17 protein-coding genes and 2 tRNA genes are annotated in these 20,808 nt (G+C 71.8%); 11 read left to right on the top strand and 8 right to left on the bottom strand.

The features are described 5' to 3' along the window. The first annotated feature begins 15 nt into the window (after positions 1-15). The 4 genes from ACZ6B1_RS18710 to ACZ6B1_RS18695 all read left to right on the top strand — a co-directional run bounded on the left by ACZ6B1_RS18710 (position 16) and on the right by ACZ6B1_RS18695 (position 4,193). Positions 16-1,842: an acyl-CoA dehydrogenase gene (locus ACZ6B1_RS18710; RefSeq protein WP_468779662.1), complete on the top strand. Its 1,827-nt coding sequence runs from the start codon at positions 16-18 to the stop codon at positions 1,840-1,842. Positions 1,843-1,954: 112 nt separating this feature from the next. After that, on the top strand, positions 1,955-3,253 hold the full coding sequence (locus ACZ6B1_RS18705; protein ID WP_468779660.1) for a M18 family aminopeptidase: 1,299 nt from the start codon (positions 1,955-1,957) through the stop codon (positions 3,251-3,253). A 131-nt stretch (positions 3,254-3,384) separates the two neighbouring features. Continuing rightward, positions 3,385-3,639: a DUF6458 family protein gene (locus ACZ6B1_RS18700; RefSeq protein WP_468779658.1), complete on the top strand. Its 255-nt coding sequence runs from the start codon at positions 3,385-3,387 to the stop codon at positions 3,637-3,639. A gap of 62 nt (positions 3,640-3,701) precedes the next feature. Continuing rightward, positions 3,702-4,193 (top strand): LURP-one-related/scramblase family protein, encoded by a 492-nt coding sequence (locus tag ACZ6B1_RS18695; protein ID WP_383015291.1) that lies wholly within the window; start codon positions 3,702-3,704, stop codon positions 4,191-4,193. A 50-nt stretch (positions 4,194-4,243) separates the two neighbouring features. Here the strand turns inward: ACZ6B1_RS18695 and ACZ6B1_RS18690 are convergent, their stop codons facing one another. After that, positions 4,244-5,062, bottom strand: coding sequence for a carbon-nitrogen family hydrolase (locus tag ACZ6B1_RS18690; RefSeq protein WP_468779656.1), 819 nt, complete (start codon positions 5,060-5,062; stop codon positions 4,244-4,246). 217 nt (positions 5,063-5,279) lie between these two features. Between ACZ6B1_RS18690 and ACZ6B1_RS18685 the strand changes: the two genes are divergently transcribed. Beyond that, positions 5,280-6,104, top strand: coding sequence for a maleylpyruvate isomerase family mycothiol-dependent enzyme (locus ACZ6B1_RS18685; RefSeq protein ID WP_468779654.1), 825 nt, complete (start codon positions 5,280-5,282; stop codon positions 6,102-6,104). Between the two features lie 193 nt (positions 6,105-6,297). Continuing rightward, a complete protein-coding gene (locus ACZ6B1_RS18680; protein WP_468779652.1) occupies positions 6,298-7,056 on the top strand; it encodes an SAM-dependent methyltransferase in 759 nt (252 codons plus the stop codon). Positions 7,057-7,135: 79 nt separating this feature from the next. Here ACZ6B1_RS18680 and ACZ6B1_RS18675 read toward each other — a convergent pair whose 3' ends face one another. Both ACZ6B1_RS18675 and ACZ6B1_RS18670 read right to left on the bottom strand, forming a co-directional pair. Next, positions 7,136-8,431 carry an MFS transporter gene (locus ACZ6B1_RS18675; RefSeq protein WP_468779650.1) on the bottom strand — a complete coding sequence of 432 codons (1,296 nt, stop codon included), beginning with the start codon at positions 8,429-8,431 and terminating at the stop codon, positions 7,136-7,138. Further along, positions 8,428-9,078, bottom strand: a complete 651-nt coding sequence (locus tag ACZ6B1_RS18670) for a GntR family transcriptional regulator (protein ID WP_468779648.1) — start codon at positions 9,076-9,078, stop codon at positions 8,428-8,430. The genes ACZ6B1_RS18675 and ACZ6B1_RS18670 overlap by 4 nt, the downstream gene beginning before the upstream one ends. A 188-nt stretch (positions 9,079-9,266) precedes the next feature. On the opposite strand from ACZ6B1_RS18670, the gene ACZ6B1_RS18665 reads away from it, so the two are divergent. Further along, positions 9,267-10,169, top strand: coding sequence for a D-alanyl-D-alanine carboxypeptidase family protein (locus ACZ6B1_RS18665; RefSeq protein ID WP_468779646.1), 903 nt, complete (start codon positions 9,267-9,269; stop codon positions 10,167-10,169). Between the two features lie 83 nt (positions 10,170-10,252). Here the strand turns inward: ACZ6B1_RS18665 and ACZ6B1_RS18660 are convergent, their stop codons facing one another. Then, the gene (locus ACZ6B1_RS18660) at positions 10,253-11,005 is read right to left on the bottom strand and encodes a hypothetical protein (protein WP_468779644.1); all 753 of its coding nucleotides are present in this window, start codon (positions 11,003-11,005) and stop codon (positions 10,253-10,255) included. Positions 11,006-11,175: 170 nt separating this feature from the next. Here ACZ6B1_RS18660 and ACZ6B1_RS18655 point away from each other — a divergent pair. The 3 genes from ACZ6B1_RS18655 (at position 11,176) to ACZ6B1_RS18645 (ending at position 13,652) form a co-directional block, all read left to right on the top strand. Further along, a tRNA-OTHER gene (locus ACZ6B1_RS18655) sits at positions 11,176-11,252 on the top strand. Between the two features lies 1 nt (position 11,253). Then, positions 11,254-11,325 (top strand) — tRNA-Pro (locus tag ACZ6B1_RS18650). 2 nt (positions 11,326-11,327) lie between these two features. Beyond that, a complete protein-coding gene (locus tag ACZ6B1_RS18645) occupies positions 11,328-13,652 on the top strand; it encodes a hypothetical protein (RefSeq protein ID WP_468779642.1) in 2,325 nt (774 codons plus the stop codon). A 119-nt stretch (positions 13,653-13,771) separates the two neighbouring features. Here ACZ6B1_RS18645 and ACZ6B1_RS18640 read toward each other — a convergent pair whose 3' ends face one another. Genes ACZ6B1_RS18640 through pdhA form a run of 3 tightly spaced genes read right to left on the bottom strand, consistent with a single transcriptional unit; the run spans position 13,772 to position 17,362 of the window. Beyond that, positions 13,772-15,184, bottom strand: a complete 1,413-nt coding sequence (locus tag ACZ6B1_RS18640) for a dihydrolipoamide acetyltransferase family protein (protein ID WP_468779640.1) — start codon at positions 15,182-15,184, stop codon at positions 13,772-13,774. An 11-nt stretch (positions 15,185-15,195) separates the two neighbouring features. Beyond that, the gene (locus tag ACZ6B1_RS18635) at positions 15,196-16,173 is read right to left on the bottom strand and encodes an alpha-ketoacid dehydrogenase subunit beta (RefSeq protein WP_468779638.1); all 978 of its coding nucleotides are present in this window, start codon (positions 16,171-16,173) and stop codon (positions 15,196-15,198) included. A gap of 1 nt (position 16,174) precedes the next feature. Beyond that, positions 16,175-17,362, bottom strand: coding sequence for a pyruvate dehydrogenase (acetyl-transferring) E1 component subunit alpha (gene pdhA, locus ACZ6B1_RS18630; RefSeq protein WP_468779636.1), 1,188 nt, complete (start codon positions 17,360-17,362; stop codon positions 16,175-16,177). A 548-nt stretch (positions 17,363-17,910) separates the two neighbouring features. Here pdhA and ACZ6B1_RS18625 point away from each other — a divergent pair. Continuing rightward, entirely contained in the window at positions 17,911-18,909 is a 999-nt protein-coding gene (locus ACZ6B1_RS18625) for a phosphotransferase (RefSeq protein WP_468779634.1), read from the top strand. 82 nt (positions 18,910-18,991) lie between these two features. On the opposite strand, the gene ACZ6B1_RS18620 is transcribed toward ACZ6B1_RS18625, so the two are convergent. Beyond that, positions 18,992-20,575 (bottom strand): protein kinase domain-containing protein, encoded by a 1,584-nt coding sequence (locus tag ACZ6B1_RS18620; protein ID WP_468779632.1) that lies wholly within the window; start codon positions 20,573-20,575, stop codon positions 18,992-18,994. Between the last annotated feature and the right edge of the window lie 233 nt (positions 20,576-20,808).

Below are 20,808 nucleotides of genomic sequence, written 5' to 3'. Positions count from 1 at the left end.
TACGGAGCCGTCACCATGGGGCACTACAAGCCGAATCTCCGCGACATCGAGTTCAACCTGTTCGAGGTGCTCGGGCGCGACAAGCTGTACGGCACCGGCCCGTTCGGCGAGATGGACACGGACACCGCAAAGAGCGTCCTCGAGGAGCTGACGCGCCTCGCGGAGAACGAGCTGGCCGAGTCCTTCGCGGACGCGGACCGCAACCCGCCGGTCTTCGACCCGGAGACCAACACCGCGCCCGTCCCGGCGTCCTTCAAGAAGAGCTACAAGGCCTTCATGGAGTCCGAGTACTGGCGTCTGGGCCTGCCGGAGGAGATCGGCGGCACGACGGCTCCGCCGTCCCTGATCTGGGCCTACGCCGAGCTCATCCTCGGCTCGAACCCGGCCGTGTGGATGTACTCCTCCGGCCCGGCGTTCGCCGGCATCCTCTTCGACGAGGGCAACGACGTCCAGAAGAAGATCGCGCAGATCGCCGTGGAGCGGACCTGGGGCTCCACCATGGTGCTCACCGAGCCCGACGCGGGCTCCGACGTCGGCGCCGGACGAACCAAGGCGATCCAGCAGGAGGACGGCTCCTGGCACATCGAGGGCGTGAAGCGCTTCATCACCTCCGGTGAGCACGACATGGAGGAGAACATCCTCCACTACGTGCTCGCGCGTCCCGAGGGCGCCGGCCCCGGCACCAAGGGCCTGTCCCTCTTCCTCGTCCCGAAGTACCTCTTCGACTTCGAGACCGGCGAGCTGGGCGAGCGCAACGGCGTCTACGCCACCAACGTCGAGCACAAGATGGGCCTGAAGGCCTCCAACACCTGCGAGATGACCTTCGGCGACCGGCACCCCGCCAAGGGCTGGCTGATCGGTGACAAGCACGAGGGCATCCGCCAGATGTTCCGCATCATCGAGTTCGCCCGCATGATGGTCGGCACGAAGGCGATCTCCACCCTCTCCACGGGCTACCTCAACGCCCTGGAGTACGCCAAGGAGCGCGTCCAGGGCCCGGACCTGGCGAACTTCATGGACAAGACCGCGCCCAAGGTCACCATCACCCACCACCCCGACGTCCGCCGCTCGCTGATGACGCAGAAGGCGTACGCCGAGGGCATGCGCGCCCTCGTCCTCTACACGGCCTCGATCCAGGACGCCATCGCGGTCAAGGAGGCGAACGGCGAGGACGCCAAGGCCGAGCACGCGCTCAACGACCTGCTCCTGCCCATCGTGAAGGGCTACGGCTCCGAGAAGGGCTACGAGCAGCTCGCCCAGTCGCTGCAGACCTTCGGCGGCTCCGGCTTCCTGCAGGAGTACCCGATCGAGCAGTACATCCGCGACGCCAAGATCGACACCCTGTACGAGGGCACGACCGCGATCCAGGGCCAGGACTTCTTCTTCCGGAAGATCGTCCGCAACCAGGGCGCCGCGCTGAACTCGCTCGCCGAGGACATCAAGAAGTTCCTGGCGCTCGGCACCGGCGGCGAGGAGCTGGCGGGCGCCCGCGAGCACCTCGCGAAGGCCGCCGTCGAGCTGGAGGCCATCGTCGGCCTGATGCTGACCGACCTCGCGGCCACCGAGCAGGACGTCAAGAACATCTACAAGGTGGGCCTGAACACCAGCCGCCTGCTGCTCGCCTCCGGTGACGTCGTGGTCGGCTACCTGCTGCTGAAGGGCGCCGCCATCGCCGCCGAGAAGCTGCAGACGGCCTCCGCCAAGGACAAGGCGTTCTACACCGGCAAGATCGCGGCGGCGAAGTTCTTCGCGGCCAACGTCCTGCCGGGCGTCACCCTGGCCCGCAAGATCTCGGAGGGCGTCGAGCTCGACCTGATGGAGCTGGACGAGGCCGCCTTCTAGTACGGCCCCGGTCCGGCCGCGCGCCGGAACACCGGTTCCGCATCCACTGATCGCAGACGTGGGCCCGCTCCTGTACCGGGGGCGGGCCCACGCACGTCGTTAAGGTAAGCCCATGAGCGCACCAGCCCGCTTCGACCGCGGCCACACCGACGACCTGATGTCCTTCCTGGCGGCGAGCCCGTCGCCGTACCACGCCGTGGCGAACACCGCCGAGCGGCTGGAGAAGGCGGGCTTCCGTCAGGTCGCCGAGACGGACGCCTGGGACGGTACGAGCGGCGGCAGGTACGTGCTGCGCGGCGGGGCGATCGTCGCCTGGTACGTCCCCGAGGGGGCCGCACCGCACACCCCCTTCCGCATCATCGGCGCGCACACCGACTCCCCGAACCTGCGGGTCAAGCCGCTGCCCGACACCGGCGCCCACGGCTGGCGGCAGGTCGCGGTGGAGATCTACGGCGGCCCGCTGCTGAACTCCTGGCTCGACCGCGACCTGGGCCTGGCCGGCCGGCTGACCCTGCGTGACGGCAGCACGGTCCTCGTCGACGTGAACCGCCCGCTGCTGCGCGTGCCGCAGCTCGCCATCCACCTGGACCGCGCGGTCAACAGCGAGGGCCTCAAGCTCGACAAGCAGCGTCATCTGCAGCCCGTGTGGGGGCTCGGCGACCACCTGCGCGACGGCGACCTGATCGCGTTCCTGGAGGAGGAGGCCGGCCTGGCGGCGGGCTCGGCGGCCGGCTGGGACCTCATGGTGCACCCGGTGGAGGCGCCGGCCTACCTCGGCCGGGACCGTGAACTGGTCGCCGGTCCCCGGATGGACAACCTGCTGTCCGTGCACGCCGGCACGGCCGCCCTGACCGCCGCCGCGTCCTCCGGCGCCGCGCTCGGCCACATCCCCGTGCTGGCCGCCTTCGACCACGAGGAGAACGGCTCCCAGTCGGACACCGGCGCGGACGGCCCGCTGCTCGGCTCGGTCCTGGAGCGCTCGGTGTTCGCCCGCGGCGGCTCCTACGAGGACCGGGCCCGCGCCTTCGCCGGCACCGTCTGCCTGTCCTCCGACACCGGCCACGCCGTCCACCCCAACTACGCCGAGCGGCACGACCCGACGCACCACCCGCGGGTCAACGGCGGGCCCATCCTGAAGGTCAACGTCAACAACCGCTACGCCACGGACGGTTCGGGCCGCGCGGTGTTCACCGCCGCCTGCGAGCGGGCGAACGTCCCGTTCCAGAGCTTCGTGTCCAACAACTCCATGCCGTGCGGCACCACCATCGGCCCGATCACCGCAGCCCGGCACGGCATCCGGACCGTCGACATCGGCGTGGCGATCCTTTCGATGCACAGCGCGCGTGAACTGTGCGGCGCGGACGACCCGTTCCTGCTGGCGAACGCGCTGGTGGCGTTCCTGGAGGACTGAGCCCGGCCCCGCCGCCGCGGCCCGGCGCCGCCGCTGAACACCCGTCACGGGCCGTCCCACACATGTTCGGGACGGCCCCGGGTACCCGAACGGCACCGGAGATTCCGGAACCGGAAGGGGAGGCGACGACAATGGGCCTCGGCGGTTGCATCATTCTCATCGCCCTGGGTGCCATCCTGACGTTCGCGACGGACTGGCACATGCAGGGAGTCAACCTCGACCTCGTCGGGATCATCTTCATGGCCGTCGGGCTCATCGGCATCGCCACGTTCAGCGGCATCGCCCGGCGCCGCCGGGTCGTGGTGCCCCCGACGCCGGTGGTCGAGGAGGAGCACCACCACCACCATCACGGCCGCGACGGCTACACCGACGGCTACGGCGTGTGAAGCTCTCCCCTGGTCAGGGGCGGCTTTGTGATGACCGCCCGGTGCCGGGGAACGGTCAGCGCATGAGATTCCTCGTACGCGACCGGCTCCTCGGCATCGGTGACGACTACTGGATCGAGGACGAGCACGGCCAGAAGGTGTTCCTCGTCGACGGCAAGGCCATGCGGCTGCGGGACACCTTCGAGCTGAAGGACGCCCAGGGGCGCGTCCTCATCGACATCCACCAGAAGATGTTCGCCCTGCGCGACACCATGGTGATCGAGCGGGACGGCGAAGGCCTGGCCACGATCCGCCGCAAACGGCTGTCCCTGCTGCGCAACCACTACCGGGTGTCCCTGGCCGACGGCACCGACCTGGACGTCAGCGGCAAGATCCTCGACCGTGAGTTCGCCGTCGAGTACGACGGCGAACTCCTCGCCGTGATCTCCCGGCGCTGGCTGCACGTCCGGGAGACGTACGGCGTCGACGTCGTACGGGAGGACGCGGACCCGGCGCTGCTGATCGCGGTGGCGGTGTGCGTGATCCACCTGGCGGAGAAGGAGCGCGAGGACTGAGCCGGGGCCACGGCCGGGTGGGGACCCCGGCCGTGGCCCCACCGCATTCCTCAGTGGCGTGGCGGTTCGAGTCCCATCACGCGGTCCTTCAGGGCCGGGAACTGCTCGCGGGTCGCCGCCACCTTCCCGGGGTCGAACTCCACCGTGAGGACCTCCTCGCCGGCACCCGCCTGGGCGAGCACCTCGCCCCACGGATCGACCACGATCGAGTGACCCGCCTGCGGAACTCCGGCGTGTGTCCCGGCCGTTCCGCAGGCGAGCACGAACGCCTGGTTCTCCACCGCCCGCGCCTGAGCCAGCAGCGTCCAGTGCGCCCGCCGCCGCTCGGGCCAGCCGGCCGGGATCACCAGCGTTTCCGCGCCCGCGTCGACCAGGGAGCGGAACAGCTCGGGGAAGCGCAGGTCGTAGCAGGTGGCGACGCCCAGGGTGGTGCCGGGCAGACGGACCGTCACCACGTCCCGACCCGCGCTCATCAGCACGGCCTCGCCCTTGTCGAAGCCGAAGCGGTGGATCTTTCGGTAGGCCGCGGCCAGCTCCCCGGAGGGAGAGAAGACGAGGGAGGTGTTGTAGAGGGGGCCGTCGCCCGCGGCGGAGCCGCCCTCGGATGCGGCGCGCTCCGGGATGGAGCCGGCGTGCAGCCACACCCCCGCGTCGCTCGCCGCCTTGGCCATCACCTCGTACGTCGGTCCCTCGAGCGGCTCGGCCTCCGTGCCGAACTCCTCGTAGGCGAAAGCGCCGGTGGTCCACAGCTCGGGCAGGACCACGAGGTCGGAACCGGCCTGCTCCCGGATCAGAGCGGCCGCCCGCCGCCGTCGGGAGGCCACCGATTCGCCCTCGTCCACGGCGATCTGGATCAGCGAGGCGCGCACACTACCACCGTCCTGGCATTCGAGTCGTCCATACAGGCCTACGATCGTCACACGAAAGCACTGCCGGGGTGCCTCGGAGCAGCGTAACTTGGGGGTCCCCCGCTCGAGCGAAGTCGAGAGCCGGGGGAGTGCCACGACACCCGCCGAGTGCAGCCACCGTCCGCCGGCAACGCCGCCACAACCTGCCCGTGTACCGACCGCCGAGGGGTCCCGTTCCGTGAGTCTGCATCCCACCCTCCAGCCCTACGCCGACGCCTGGACCCACTCCATCGAAGCGATATCCGAGCTGGTGCAGCCGCTCCCGGAGGCCGAGTGGAACCGGCGGACCCCGTGCCCGGGCTGGTCCGTCCGCGACGTGGTCTCGCACGTCATCGGCCTGGACTGCGAGATGCTCGGCGACCCGCGGCCCATCCACACCCTGCCCCGTGACCTCTTCCACGTCACCAACGAGCACCAGCGCTACATGGAGATGCAGGTCGACGTCCGCCGCCACCACACGGCGCCGGAGATGACGGCGGAGCTGGAGTACACCGTCATCCGCAGGAACCGTCAGCTGCGCAACGAGTCCCGCGACCCCGGCACCAAGGTGCGCGGCCCGATGGGCACCGAGATCACCCTCGAACAGGCGATGCGCACCAGGGCGTTCGACGTGTGGGTGCACGAGCAGGACCTGCGCGCGGCCCTCGCCCGCCCCGGCAACCTCGACTCCCCGGGCGCCCTCGTCGCCCGCGACATGCTGCTGGAGGCGCTGCCCAGGGTCGTCGCGAAGGACGCGAACGCGCCGCGCAGTTCCGCGATCGTCTTCGACGTGCACGGACCCGTCGAGTTCCTGCGCACGATCCGGGTCGACATCCAGGGCCGCGGCACGCTGGAGACCGCGCCCGCCCTCGGCCCGGCGGCCACCCTCACCCTCGACTGGGAGACCTACGTCCGCCTGTCCTGCGGCCGGGTGACCCTGGAGGCGGTGGCGGACCGGGTGAAGACGGAGGGCGACCCAGAGCTGACGACGGCCATCCTGCGGAACCTCAAGGTGACGCCGTAGCGGAACGCGGTCCGCCCCTGGGGCGGGGGCTGCTCGCTGAACGCCGGGACCGCTGGACGCGGGAGGCTCGCTGGACGCGGGGGGGGGCTCGCTGGACGTGGAACGCGTGCGGGTCACGGAGCCGGGCGTGCGGCGGCACCGGGGGTGCGATATTCCGGTGACCGGCGCCGGCCTGCTCACTAACGTGCTCCGCATGACCGACGACGACGGGCCGCCCCGGCTCACCCGCCTCACCTTCCACGGACCCCTCTCCGACGCCCGGGCGACGGCGATGGTCCGCCGGCTGGCCGCCACGCGGCCCCGGACCGTCCTGGACATCGGCTGCGGCTGGGGGGAGCTGCTGCTCCGCCTGCTGGAGGCCGTACCCGGGGCCCGGGGCGTCGGCGTGGACGTCAACGGCGAGGATCTGGCCCGCGGACGGCGGAACGCCGGGGCACGCGGGCTCACGGACCGCGTGGAGTTCGCCGAGGAGTCCGCGCTGGGCACCGGGCGCGGACCCGCCGACCTGGTGCTGTGCCTGGGCGCGAGCCATGCGCTGAGCACGGCCGCCTCCCCGGTCGCCGAGGCGCTGCGCGAGCTGCGGCGGCTGGTGTCCGAGAACGGGCGGGTGGTGCTCGGCGAGGGATTCTGGGAGCGCCCTCCGGCCCCGCACGAGCTGGCCCGGATGTGGCCGGAGGCGTCCGCGGACGACCACTGCGACCTGGGCACCCTGCTCGACCTCGCCGTCGAGGCCGCCTTCCGGCCCGAGTGGACGGAGACCGCGAGCCGCGAGGAGTGGGAGGAGTTCGAATCCGCGTACCAGGCGGACACCGAGGTGTGGCTCGCCGGGCACCCGGAGCATCCCTCGGCCGCCGCGGTCCGCGACCGCCTCGACCGGCACCGGGCCCAGTGGATGGCCTACCGGGGCGTACTCGGCCTCGCCTACCTCACGCTGGTCCCGGTGGCCGGCTGACACGCCTCCAGGAGGCGTCCGCGGGCCCACGCCGCCCCGCGCCCGCCGACCCGCAGCGGGTGGCCGCCGGGCAACCGGTTCACGCGGGCACGTGGACCGTCTCCACCCGGCTCGCCACCAGGCGCTCCCGCTCCCGGCGGGCGGCCCGGCCGCGCAGGCGCAGGATCTGGCTGACGCCGAGGACCTGCAGGACGAACACCGCGGAGAAGGCCACCGTGTAGTCGTCGCCGGTCGCGTCCAGCAGCACACCGACCGCGAACAGCGTCGTCATCGAGGCCATGAAACCGCCCATGTTGGTGATGCCGGAGGCGGTGCCCTGTCGCTCGGGCGGGTTGGCCGGGCGGGCGAAGTCGAAGCCGAGCATCGAGGCGGGGCCGCAGGCGCCGAGCACCGCGCACAGCACCAGCAGCAGCCACATCGGCGCGTGCTCGGCCGGGTAGGCGAGCGTCACCGCCCACACCAGCGCGGTCGCGGCCACCGTGCCCAGCGCCAGCGGCAGCCGGGCCGCGTGGTGCCGGGCCACGACCTGGCCGTAGACCAGGCCGATCACCATGTTGGACAGCACGACCAGGGTGAGCAGCTCGCCGGCCGTGGCGCGGCTGAGGCCCTGCGCCTGGACCAGGAACGGCAGGCCCCACAGCAGCAGGAAGACCATCGCCGGGAACTGGGTGGTGAAGTGCACCCACATCCCCAGCCGGGTCCCGGGCTCCCGCCAGGCCGCCGCGATCTGCCGGCGGACGTAGGCCGCGCCCTGGTGCGCGGACGGCGCGGGCTCGTGCCCCTCGGGGTGGTCCTTCAGGAACAGCAGCGTCAGAACGAGTACGACCGCACCGGCCAGCGCGCTGCCGGCGAACGCGGCGGTCCAGCCGACGCCGTGCAGCAGCCGGGCGATGACCAGGGTGGAGACCAGGTTGCCGGCCATGCCCACCAGGCCCGCGAGCTGGGCGACCAGCGGCCCGCGCCGGGCGGGGAACCAGCGGGTGCCGAGGCGCAGCACGCTGATGAAGGTCAGCGCGTCACCGCAGCCGAGCAGCGCGCGCGAGGCCAGCGCCATGCCGTAGGAGGGCGAGAAGGCGAAGCCGAGCTGGCCCAGCGTGAACAGCACCGCGCCGAGACTCAGCACCTTCTTGGTGCCGAGCCGGTCGACCAGCAGGCCGACGGGTATCTGCATGCCGGCGTAGACCAGGAGCTGGAGGATCGAGAAGGTCGACAGCGCCGAGGCGCCCACGTGGAAGCGTTCCACCGCGTCCAGGCCGGCCACACCCAGGGAGGTGCGGAAGATGACGGCGACGAAGTAGACCGAGACGCCGATCGACCACACCGCGACGGCGCGGCGGCCGCCCGGCGGGTCACCCGGCAGGGTGGCGCTGCTCATCGTGCCTCACCCCGCGCGAGGTGCGAGAACCAGCTCACGTGCCGGTGCACGACCCCGACGGCCGCCTCCGCGTCACCGGAGCTCAGGGCCTGGAGGATCTCCTCGTGCTCGGCGAGCGTCTTGGCGATCCGGTCCGGGTGCGAGTGCATGACGGCGACCCCCATCCGTAGCTGGCGGTCGCGGAGCTGGTCGTACAGCCGCGAGAGGATCTCGTTGCCGCCGCTGCGCACGATCTCGGCGTGGAAGCATCGGTCGGTCACCGCCGCGGCGGCGAAGTCACCGGCGGCGGCCTGCGCCTTCTGCTTCTCCAGCAGCTCCGCGAGCCGCTCCAGCAGGCCCGGCGACGCGGGTACGGCCTTGCGCGCCGCGTGCTCCTCCACCAGCAGCCGGGTCTCGACGACATCGGCGATCTCCTGCGCCGACACCGGCAGGACCAGCGCGCCCTTCTTCGGGTAGAGCCTGATCAGGCCCTCCATCTCCAGCCGCAGCAGCGCCTCCCGGACGGGTGTGCGCGAGACGCCCACCGCGTCGGCCAGCTCGCCCTCGGTCAGCAGCGTCCCGCCCTCGTAGCGGCGGTCGAGTACGCCCTGTTTGACGTGGGTGTACACGCGGTCGGCGGCGGGTGGTTGCTTCACGGGCGTTGCCATGGCCACAGGATAGATACAACACGTACTCAAGAGGGATCGCGTCCACCATGCGGACGTGACGGAAATCGCCCCCAGCGGCCGCACAACCTTCTGTGCTACTTACGTGTCACACTCGTGCGGCCCCACTCGCTCGCCACCTCAACTCGGCCGCATATCAGGGGCATTCCAGACAATCGGGGTATATCGCTTTGATTACCGGCATTACGGGCACCCGCGTCCGCAGAGCTGCCGCCGTCGCCATCACGGCTGGTGCAGTGCTCGCCACCGGCGCCCTCACCGCTGCGCCCGCGCAGGCCCTCACGACGCCCACCATCACCGCCAAGAGCGGGTACGTGATGAACAGCGCGACCGGGACGACGCTTTACAAGAAGTCCGAGAGCACCCACCGGCTCACCGCCTCCACCACGAAGATCATGACCGCGAAGGTCGTGCTCTCGCAGTCGAACCTGAACCTGGACACCAAGGTCACGATCAAGAAGGCGATCAGCGACTACATGGTCCGCAAGGGCTATCCGTCGTCCGCCCACCTGATCGTCGGTGACAAGGTCACCGTCCGTCAGCTGCTGTACGGGATGATGCTGCCGTCCGGCTGCGACGCCGCGATGGCCCTCGCCGACAAGTTCGGCTCCGGTACGACGGTCAACGCGCGCGTGAAGTCGTTCATCTCGAAGATGAACACGACGGCCAAGAGCCTCGGCATGACGAACACGCACTTCGACTCGTTCGACGGCATCAGCAACGGCTCCAACTACTCGTCCGTGAAGGACCTGACGCTGCTCGCCCGCAGCGCGATGAAGAGCTCCACGTTCAAGTCCGTCGTGAAGACCAAGTCGTACACGGCGAAGACGATCGCGAGCTCCGGCGCCACCCGCACGATGGGGACCTGGACCAACACCAACACCCTGCTCGGCTGGAACGGCGTGCTCGGCGTCAAGACCGGCTCCGGCACGGAGGCCAAGTACTGCCTGGTCTTCGCGGCCACGCTGAACGGCAAGTCGATCACGGGCGCCGTGATGACCGCGCCCTCGGCGACCGACCGCACGTCGGACGTCAAGAAGCTCGTCAACTACGCCTACGCCAGGATCAGCTGACCCTCGGACAGCGGAAGGGGGCCCGTCGCGCACACCCGCGGCGGGCCCCTTTCGCATGCGGGCCGACGCCGAGGGGGATGCCCCTACGGGAGCTGGTCGTAGGTTCTGAAGGTGTACGAGGCGTCGTAGGACATCAGGTTCCCGGTGGCCGCCGGTAGGCCGAGGCGTCTGCCGAGGAGCCCGGTCAGCGGTCCGCAGTGTTCGGGCGCGGGCGCCGTGAAGGTGTCGTCGTACGCCGAGAACTCGATCACCGGCGGATCCTGGGAGACCCTCCTCGATGGCCCCGACCGCTTCACCTGGAAGTCGACCGGCTCGCTCGCGCCTATGGCGCAACCGCGCGGCAGCGCGGGGCTCAGCAGCCGGAAGCGCAGGCTGAGCCCTCCGCTGTAGAAGTCCGACCGCCCGCCGTACTCCGGCCGTATCGCCAGGCCCTGACCCGGGGCGTGCTCGCCCGCCGGGGTGCCGGTCAGGCCGCCCGGCACGGCGGTCGGCGCGCTGTGCATCGCGCCCCACACCTGCCCGTTGGCGCCGTCCGGCAGAGGACCCTCGGCGTGCGTCATGGTGATCGGGGCCAGTGTCAGCGTGACCCTGCCCATGGTCAGCTTCGGCGCCGCCGTGTGCACTTCACATCTCCAGCGCGCCGGGTCCACGCCCTCGGGAAGCGCCGGGCAGTCGCCGAACCCGGTGGCGGACCGGGTGCCGGCGGCGGGCGCGGAGTGGGCGACACCCGATGCCCAGACACCGGCAACGCCCGCCAGGAGAGCGGCGGCGGCGACGGGGGCGGCGAGGCGGCGGACGAGAGAGGGACCGCGGCGAGCGGCAGTGGTTTCCGACATGTCACCAGCGTGCCGCCCGCGCCCCACTCGTCATATCGGTGACCTCCCCGGCCCGACCCGGAGGTTCCCCTGACACCTCGTCAGGGTGGGTGTCCAGCGGCCGTGACGACCCTGCCGGGTACCGAAAACCCTTTGTGAGGGCGGAGCCCCGCCACCTACTGTCGGCCCATCGACGTGTAGCTCAGCAGCAGAGCACCGGGCTCTCTACACCCGGAGGGCGCGGGGGCGGAACCCGCCACGTCGGCCATCGACGTGTAGCTCAGCAGCAGAGCACCGGGCTCGGGACCCGGAGGGCGCGGGGGCGGAACCCGCCACGTCGGCTATGAACGACGACGCTGAGCAGCAGCACCTTGCCCAGGCGAACCCCGGATACGCGGCCGGTCAGCTGGCCGCCGCCTTCCGCACGGCCGCCGTCCACCCGGACCCGGAGACCCGCCGGCGCGGCGCGGAACGCGGCCGCAGGTGGCGCGCCGTGCTGGACGGCATGGCGAACGGCCTGCTGACGATCGGTTCCCGCACGCCCGTCGCCGGCCTGCCCGCCTGGGTCACGCCCGAGGTGGTCCGGGGCGGCTTCGCCACCGGCGAGCCGAGCGCGGGCGGCCCGCTGCTCGACCACGAGATCGCCGCCGCGCGCCGCGCCGGCGTGCCCGAGACCCGGCGGGCGCTGTTCGCGCACTTCCTGACCGAGGACGGCCTCGCCCATCTCCACGGTCTTCTCGACAGCGGCCGTTACGAGGTGACCGTTCCCGAGGAGGCCGCGCTGCTCACCGTCGCCTGGCTGGTCCGTGCCGGGGAGCCGGCGGCCGCGCTCGACCTGGTGGAGGAGCTCGCGCCGTTCGCGGACCGGCTCCGCTTCGGCCCGCGGCCCTCAGACCGGCCCGCACCCCGGCCCGACGCCGTGCACCGCTCCACCGTCGCCGACGCCCGCGCGGCACTCGCCGCCCGCCGCCCCAGCACGGCCGTCGAGACACAGCGCGAGGCCCTGGCCGTCTGGCACCCCTTCGGCGACGAACTGCTGCTGCACTGGCTGGAGGTGACCGACGAGCAGGGAGACATACGCGTCCCCGGCCCCGCCGACCCGTGGCACGCCCGCTCCACCGCGCTGCTGCGCCGCTACCACGACCTCGCCCGGCGCCACACGCACTGCACCAAGCATCTGCGGCCCAAGGAGAACCTGGGCATCCTGCGCGCCGCGCTGGAGGAGGCCGTCGCCGCACGGGAGCTCGCGCCGCGGCGGTTCGGGCTGCTGCGGCACGCCGTCGCCTCCATGGTCCGGCGGCGCGGGCGTCCCGGCAGCGCCGAGCACACCGCCCTGCGCCGGCGGCAGGCCGCCCATGCCGCGCTGCCCTCCCACCACGCGCTGGCCGGCGTCGTACTGGGCCGGCTCTCCGGCCTGCCGCAGGACGGCGGGGTCGAAGAGGTGGAGCCCGTCGTGGCCCCGGTGAGCGAGCGGGAGGCGGGCGAGACGGGTGCGCCCGCGGGAGCGGTCGTCCCGGCCGCCGTGCGCCGGCCCGTCGAGGCCGCGCTCAGCGCGCCCGTCGCCACGCTCGTGGAACGCGGCGTCGTTCCGTCGGCGGAGGTCCTGGCCGAGCTGGTCCCCCAGCTCGTCGCCGCCACCACCGCCGAGGCCCACCCCGACCCGGCCCTGCGGTCGCTCGCCGCCGCGCACTACCGTGCGTTCCGCAACCGCCGCTCCCTGCTGCTGCTCGACCTCCAGCGGCAGGTGCGGGTGGAGGAACTGCCGTGGGTGCGGGCCGTCGCCGCCCAGCGGGCCGGCTCCGGGGCGGACGAGGCCGCGGCCGGGACGCTGCGGCAGCTCGGCGGCCTCGCGGTGCGCGCCTTCCCGGGCACGATCCTGCCCAACCCGCTGGTCCGCGAGCTGTCCGCGCTGGCCCGCCAGGCCGAGCTGGGCGCGCCCTTCGTGGAGGAACTCGCGGCCGACATCTTCATGGGCACGTTCACCCCGAAGTTCCTCACCGCCGCGCGCGTCGCGGCCGAACTCCTGGGCGGAGGCTCGCTGTACGAGCGGTACTACGCCATCGACTACGCGGCGGTGCGCAACCTCGCCGTCATCGAGGCGGCCGAATCCCTCCGCCGGTCCGGGGGTGTCCGTACGTCTCCCGGGTTCGCGGCGCTCTGCCGGCAGCGTGCGGCGGAGTTCGCGCCGGGCACGGGGCGGTCCGGCTCCTGGGTCGCGGGGAACGGCACGGTGATCGAGCAGGCGCAGATACTCACCACCCACAACCTGGCCACCCTGGTCCACCGGGTCGGCATCGATCCCGGGGCCGGCTGGGACCACGTGGCCCTGCGCTGCTTCGACACGGTGTGCCGACTGACCGGGCGTGTCCACCACAACCCGCGGCCGCTCGGCACCATAAAGGACGTCGCCTACGCCTGGCGGCAGATGGTGTTCCATCTGTCCCTGTGCACGCCGGACCAGCAGGGTCACACCCTGGACCGCGTCACCGAGGACTGCGCGCGGCAGCCCTGGCACATCGCCGGACGGCTCGCTCCGGCCCTCACCGGACTGCGTCAGGTCATGTCCGGCGAGGAGGCGGAGCGGGGCGCCGGCCGCCGGCTGCTGGGCTGGAGCACGGGCGGCCACTGGTTCCGTGAGGACCCGGCACCCGTGCCGCACCCGCGCTAGACGGCACCGGCTCCGTGCCCACGGCGGCCGGAGCCGGGGCGGAACGGGAGAGGGGGCGGTCGCGAGACGAAGTCGCGACCACCCCCCTCAGCGCTCGGGAACCGCCCGGGCGACAGCCGTCAGGCCCAGGTCATCAGCCGCTTCGGCTGCTCCAGGATCGCCGCCACGTCCGCCAGCACCTTGGAGCCCAGCTCACCGTCGACCAGGCGGTGGTCGAAGCTCAGTGCGAGCGTCGTCACCTGGCGCGGCTTCACCTTGCCCTTGTGGACCCACGGCTGGAGCTTGATCGCGCCGACAGCGAGGATCGCGGACTCGCCGGGGTTGAGGATCGGTGTGCCGGTGTCGACGCCGAAGACGCCGACGTTGGTGATGGTGACCGTGCCGCCCTGCATCGCGGCCGGCGAGGTCTTGCCCTCACGTGCCGTGGACACCAGCTCGCCCAGCGACTCCGCGAGCTGCGGCAGCGTCTTGGCGTGGGCGTCCTTGATGTTCGGCACGATCAGGCCGCGCGGGGTCGCGGCCGCGATGCCCAGGTTGACGTAGTGCTTGAGCACGATCTCCTGGTTCGCCTCGTCCCAGGACGCGTTGACGTCCGGGTTGCGCCTGATGGCTACCAGCAGCGCCTTGGCGATCAGCAGCAGCGGGTTCACCCGCAGGCCCTGGAACTCCTTGTCCTGCTTGAGTTCCTCGACCAGCTTCATCGTGCGCGTCACGTCCACCGTCACGAACTCCGTGACGTGGGGTGCGGTGAAGGCGGAGCCGACCATCGCCGTCGCCGTCGCCTTGCGGACGCCCTTGACCGGGATCCGGGTCTCGCGTGCGCCGTCGTGGGTCACGGCGGCGGGTGCGGCGGCCGGAACCGGTGCGGGGGTCTGAGTGACCGGCGCGGCGGTCTCGGCGGACTGCGGCGCCGCGGCCGCGTGCACGTCCTCGCGGGTGATCACGCCGTCCGGGCCGGACGGGGTGACCGTGGCGAGGTCGACACCGAGGTCCTTCGCCAGCTTGCGCACCGGCGGCTTGGCCAGCGGACGGTTCCGCTCGGGGACCGCCGGGGCGCTGTGGCCGTTCAGCTCGGCCTGGACCGCCTTGGCGGCGGCCGGGACGGTGACCTCCGGGCCCTTGCGCGGACGGCGCTTGGTGGAGGTGGTGGCCACGCCGTAGCCGACCAGGACCGGCTGGCGGCCCGTCGGCTCGGGCTCCGGTGCCTCGGGGGCCTCCGGTGCGGCGGCGGCCGTCTCCGGCTGCCCGGCGGGGGCCTCCGGTGCCGCACCGCCCGACACGTCCACCGTGATGATGGCCGTGCCCACGTCGACCGTGGTGCCCTCGGGGAAGCGCAGCTCGCGGACCACACCGTCGTAGGGGATGGGGAGTTCGACGGCCGCCTTGGCGGTCTCGACCTCGCACACCACCTGGCCGTCGGTGACCGTGTCACCCGGCTGGACGTACCACTTGAGGATCTCGGCCTCGGTGAGTCCCTCGCCCACGTCGGGCATCTTGAACTCGCGTACGGATGCTTCCGTCATCGTCGTCACGAACCCTCTCCTCAGTACGCCAGGGCACGGTCGACGGCGTCGAGCACCCGGTCCAGACCCGGCAGGTACTCCTCCTCCAGGCGTGCCGGCGGGTACGGGGCGTGGTAGCCGCCGACCCGGAGCACCGGGGCCTCCAGGTGGTAGAAGCACCGCTCGGTGATCCGGGCGGCGATCTCCGCGCCGGAGCCGAAGAACACCGGCGCCTCGTGGACCACGACCAGACGGCGGGTCTTCTCCACCGAGGCCTGGACGGAGTCGAAGTCCAGGGGGCTGACCGAGCGCAGGTCCAGCACCTCCAGCGACTTGCCCTCCTCGGCGGCCGCGGCCGCCACCTCCTGGCACAGCTTCACCATCGGGCCGTAGGCGGCCAGCGTCAGATCCGTGCCCTCGCGCACCACCTGCGCCTTGTGCAGCGGGCCGGGGATCGCCTCCGGGTCCACCTCGCCCTTGTCCCAGTAGCGGCGCTTGGGCTCGAAGTAGATCACCGGGTCGTCGCTCTGGATCGCCTGCTGCATCATCCAGTAGGCGTCCGACGAGTTCGACGGGGAGACGACCTTCAGTCCGGCCACGTGCGCGAACAGGGTCTCGGGGGACTCCGAGTGGTGCTCGACCGCGCCGATGCCACCGCCGTAGGGGATGCGGATGACGACGGGCATCTTGACCTTGCCCAGCGACCGGGCGTGCATCTTCGCGAGCTGGGTGACGATCTGGTCGTAGGCCGGGAAGACGAAGCCGTCGAACTGGATCTCCACCACCGGGCGGTAGCCGCGCAGGGCGAGACCGATCGCGGTGCCGACGATGCCCGACTCGGCGAGCGGGGTGTCGATGACCCGGCTCTCGCCGAAGTCCTTCTGCAGGCCGTCCGTCACCCGGAAGACACCGCCGAGCTTGCCGACGTCCTCACCCATGACGACGACCTTGGGGTCCGTCTCCAGAGCGCGCCGCAGCGACTCGTTGATCGCCTTGGCAAGAGCCATCTTCTCGGCCATCTCAGTGACCCCCCTCTGCGTCCGCGAACGACGCCTGGTAGGCGGCGAACTGGGCTCGCTCCTCGTCGACGAGCGCATGCCCGTCCGCGTACACGTTCTCGAAGATGGCGAAGTGGTCCGGGTCCGGCATGGCACGCACCGCTTCGCGCACTCGCCTGCCCAACGCCTCGGACTCGGCCTCGAGTTCCGCGAAGAATCCCTCGTCCGCGTGGTTTGAGGCCTCCAGGAACCGGCGCAGGCGCAGGATCGGGTCCTTCGCCTCCCAGGCCAGCCGCTCCTCGTCGCCCCGGTACCGGCTGGGGTCGTCGGAGGTGGTGTGGGCGCCCATGCGGTAGGTGTACGCCTCGACCAGGGTGGGGCCCTCGCCGTCGCGGGCGCGCTCCAGCGCCCACTTGGTGACCGCGAGGCAGGCCAGCACGTCGTTGCCGTCCACGCGCACGCCCGGGAAGCCGAAGCCCTGGGCGCGCTGGTAGAGCGGCACGCGGCTCTGCTTCTCGGTGGGCTCGGAGATCGCCCACTGGTTGTTCTGGCAGAAGAACACCACCGGCGCGTTGTAGACCGCGGAGAAGGTGAACGATTCGGCCACGTCGCCCTGGCTGGAGGCGCCGTCGCCGAAGTAGGCGATGACGGCCGAGTCGGCGCCGTCCTTGGCCACGCCCATCGCGTATCCCGTGGCGTGCAGCGTCTGGGAGCCGATGACGATCGTGTACAGGTGGAAGTTGTTGCCGTTCGGGTCCCAGCCGCCGTTGTTCACGCCGCGGAACATCCCGAGCAGGTTGGTGGGGTCGACCCCGCGGCACCAGGCGACGCCGTGCTCGCGGTAGGTCGGGAAGACGTAGTCGTCGTCGCGCAGGGCCCGGCCTGAGCCGATCTGCGCGGCCTCCTGGCCGAGCAGCGAGGCCCACAGGCCCAGCTCGCCCTGGCGCTGCAGCGCTGTGGCCTCGGCGTCGAAGCGTCGGGTGAGCACCATGTCGCGGTACAGGCCGCGCAGCTCGTCGGGGGTGATCCCGTCGACGTAGCCGTCGTACTCGGCGTTCTTGACCCGCTTGCCCTCGGGCGTCAGGAGCTGCACCAGCTCCGGGTCGGTGCTCCTCTGGGTGGTGCGGGTGGTGCGCTTGGTGCCGGTGGTGCCGGCCTTGCCTGCGGCGCTGCGTCGCGGCTTGCGCGCGGCACTGCTGTCCACGGTCACGTGTGCTCCTCCGTCGTTCCGGCCCCCGGGGTTGCCGGTAGGCCAGTGCGGCTCACCTGTTCTCGACCACCGGGCACGGGGTGGGTGCCACTCGGCCGGGAACAGGCGTGACAGGTGCCCCGGCGAGCGCCCTGCGACTTTTACGTTACCCAGTGCTCCACATATCTGTGAAACCCCTCCTGACCTGCGTTTTTGCTTGGATTTCCAAGTAAATCCGCAGGAGGCGGAAGGTCGCTGGTCACAGCCTTGCAGGAGGCCGGAGCAACGGCACGTTATCCCGGCGACCCCGGACACGGGAAGAGTCGACTTGTGACTCGTGCCTCGCGGGCGAAAGATGAGAATTCCGGATATGACTGTTGAGCGGTCTCATTATTCGAGACGGAAAGCTGGACATCCGACGGCGCGGTTCACCCCTGTGCGCCCTGTGACCAAATGCGATCGACGATGACTGGCTGTGACAAGCCGCAGCTCACAGGGTCTTTGCGTGCCCTAGCATCTGGCGCGTGCCGCGCTCATGTGTACCACCCCCTGTACCGCACGCGCCCCCTTTGGGCGCCCTGCTGCGCCTGTACGCCGCCGGTACCGCCCTCGCCTGCGAACCCGTCGACCAGGGCCTGCTGAACCGCGGCTACCGGGTGTGCACCACCCGCGGCCGTTACTTCCTCAAACACCACTTCGATCCGGACACCGCCGACCCGGCCGCCATCGAGCGCCGCCACCGGGCCACCCAGCGCCTCGCCGACCTCGGCGTCCCCGTGGCCCAGCCGCTCGCGCACCGCGAGGGCCGCACGGTCGCCGTCGTGGGCGGCCACGCCTACGCCCTGCACCCCTGGATCGACGGGCGGCACCGCCACGGCGGCCAGCTCACCCGTTCCGAGAGCGCACGCCTGGGGGCGCTCCTGGGAGCCGTGCACGCCTGTCTGGAGCGGGTGATGCCCCCCAAGGGGCGCACCCGCCCGGCGACCGGCCCGCATCCGGTCGAGAGCGCCGACCCGGCCGACACGTTCGCGCTGATCGACGAGCTGCTCGGCCACGTACGCCGCCACCGCCCCGCCGACGCGTTCGACGAGCTCGCCCGCCACCGGCTCCTGGAACGCCGTGCCCTGCTGGAGAGCCACGCCGGCCGGCGTCCGCCGCGCGGCGGCCCGGTCGGCTGGGTGCACGGCGACTTCCACCCCTTCAACCTGCTCTACAGGGACGACGGCCCGGCCGCCATCGTCGACTGGGACCGGCTGGGCGTGCAGCCCCGCGCCGAGGAGGCCGTGCGCGCCGCCGCGATCTTCTTCGTACGGGCCGCGGGCGCGCTCGACCTGCCGAAGGTGCGTGCCTACGCGCGCGCGTACCGGCGCGCGGCCCGCGCCACGCCGTCCGAGCTGGCGGCGGCCGTGCACCGGGTGTGGTGGGAGCGGCTGAACGACTTCTGGATGCTGCGCTGGCACTACGAGCGCGGGGACACCCGCGCGGACTGCCAGTTCCCGGCCGCCTCGGCGCTCGCGGTGTGGTGGACGCGCGAGTACGAGGCGGTGTGCGACGCGTTCGCGGGGTGAGGGGCCCCGGGGCGTGGAACGCCACGCGCGCGGGTGAGCCGTGGCCCGCCCGCGCGCGTGGGAGTGGTTCAGCCGGGGTGTCTCAGGGCGACACCGGGGCGGAGGGGGTGACGCCCCCGTCCGAGCCCTCCGTGGCACCGCCGTCGGTGCCGTCCGTGGTCCCCGCGTCCGTGCCGCCGTCCGTCGGGTCCGACGGCGGCGTGTCCGAGGGCTCCGGATCCGACGGCTCGTCGCTCGGGTCGTCGGTGGACGGCTGGGACGGGGTGTACGAGGGGGTGTACGACGGTGTCCCCCAGTTCGAACCGCTGCCGTTGTCCGTCTCGTTCTCGGTGGACGGGTCCGTGGGCTGGTCGGTGTTGTCGTCGGACGGCGACTGGGAGGCCGTCTCGTCCTTCGTGGCCTTGGAGTGGGTCGGCGTCGGCGTGGTCCCACCGCCGCCGCCGCCGTTGTTGTGGTTGAGCGCCAGCGCGACACCGGCCGCGATCGCGATCACGGCGAGCACGGCGAGGATCCACAGCTTGCCGCGGCCGCTGCCCCGGTTGCCGTGTCCCTCGAAGCCGCCGTCTTCGCCGCCCCCGTACCCGCCGGGCAGGATCGGCTGCGGGATCTGCGCGGTGCCGGCGCCGAAGTCACCGGGGTGCTGCATCACGGCCGTCCCCGCGAAGCCCGCCGCCGGCGTGTGCCGGCCGTCGTGCGCGGCCACCGGCCCGGTGTTCCAGGTGCCGGTGTGGCCGCCCTGCTCGTACAGCATCTGCAGGCCGTACTGGATCAGGCCGCGCATCTCCTCGGCGGTCTGGAACCGGTCGTCGGGCTCCTTGGCGAGCGAGCGCATGACCAGGCCGTCCAGCTCCGGCGGGCAGGCGTCGGAGGCCTCGGAGGGCGGGGTGGGGATGTCCTGGACGTGCTGGTAGACCACCGACAGCGGCGTCTCACCGGTGAACGGGGGCCGCAGGGAGAGGAGTTCGTACAGCAGGCAGCCGGTCGCGTACAGGTCGGAGCGGTGGTCGACGGCCTTGCCGAGCGCCTGCTCGGGGGAGAGGTACTGCGGGGTGCCCATCACCATGCCGGTCTGCGTCATCGTCGTCGACGCGCCGTGCAGCGCGCGGGCGATGCCGAAGTCCATCACCTTCACGGCGCCGTTGTTGGTGATGATGACGTTGGCCGGCTTGATGTCGCGGTGCACGATGCCGTGCTGGTGCGAGTAGGCGAGCGCCTCCAGCACCCCGGACACGATGATCAGGGCCTGCTCGGGGCCCGGCGCCTCGGCGTTGAGCAGCAGGTCGCGGATGGTGCGGCCCTCGACCAGCTCCATCACGATGTACGGCACCGACTGGCCGCCCACGACGTCCTCGCCGGAGTCGTACACGGCGACGATCGCGTGGTGGTTGAGTCCGGCGACCGACTGGGCCTCGCGCGTGAACCGGGCCTTGGAGACCGGGTCCTCGGCCAGGTCGGCACGGAGCAGCTTGACCGCGACCGTGCGGCCCAGACGGACGTCCTCGGCCGCGAACACCTCGGCCATGCCGCCCCGGCCCAGCCGGTGGGTCAGCCGGTACCGGCCGTCGCCGACGAGCCCGCCGTTGCCCCACATCTCGGGCGTCTCTGACATGCCGCCGCCAGTCGCCTCGGGGTCGGACGGGCCCTGGGCGCTGTGCGTCTGTGCCATCGGTCCTCGCCGTCGTTTCTGCCCGCGGTGCGCGCGGTGTTGTTACGGTCTCCGTCGGCCACGCTACAGCCTCCGCGTCCGCCTCCGGTCCGGAACCGGAACCGGAACGGGCCCGAGACGGACCGGTCATGAAACCCCTAGCACGCGCTCTCGTGCAAATTCTGTGCACTGCTCGTACGTCCGCTGTAACGCTTGCGCGACGCTTCTTTCGCGTACGGTCACGGAACGGGCAC

The sequence above is a fragment of the Streptomyces sp. NPDC041129 genome (assembly GCF_055592265.1).
This window is presented reverse-complemented; position numbering and strand designations above follow the sequence as displayed.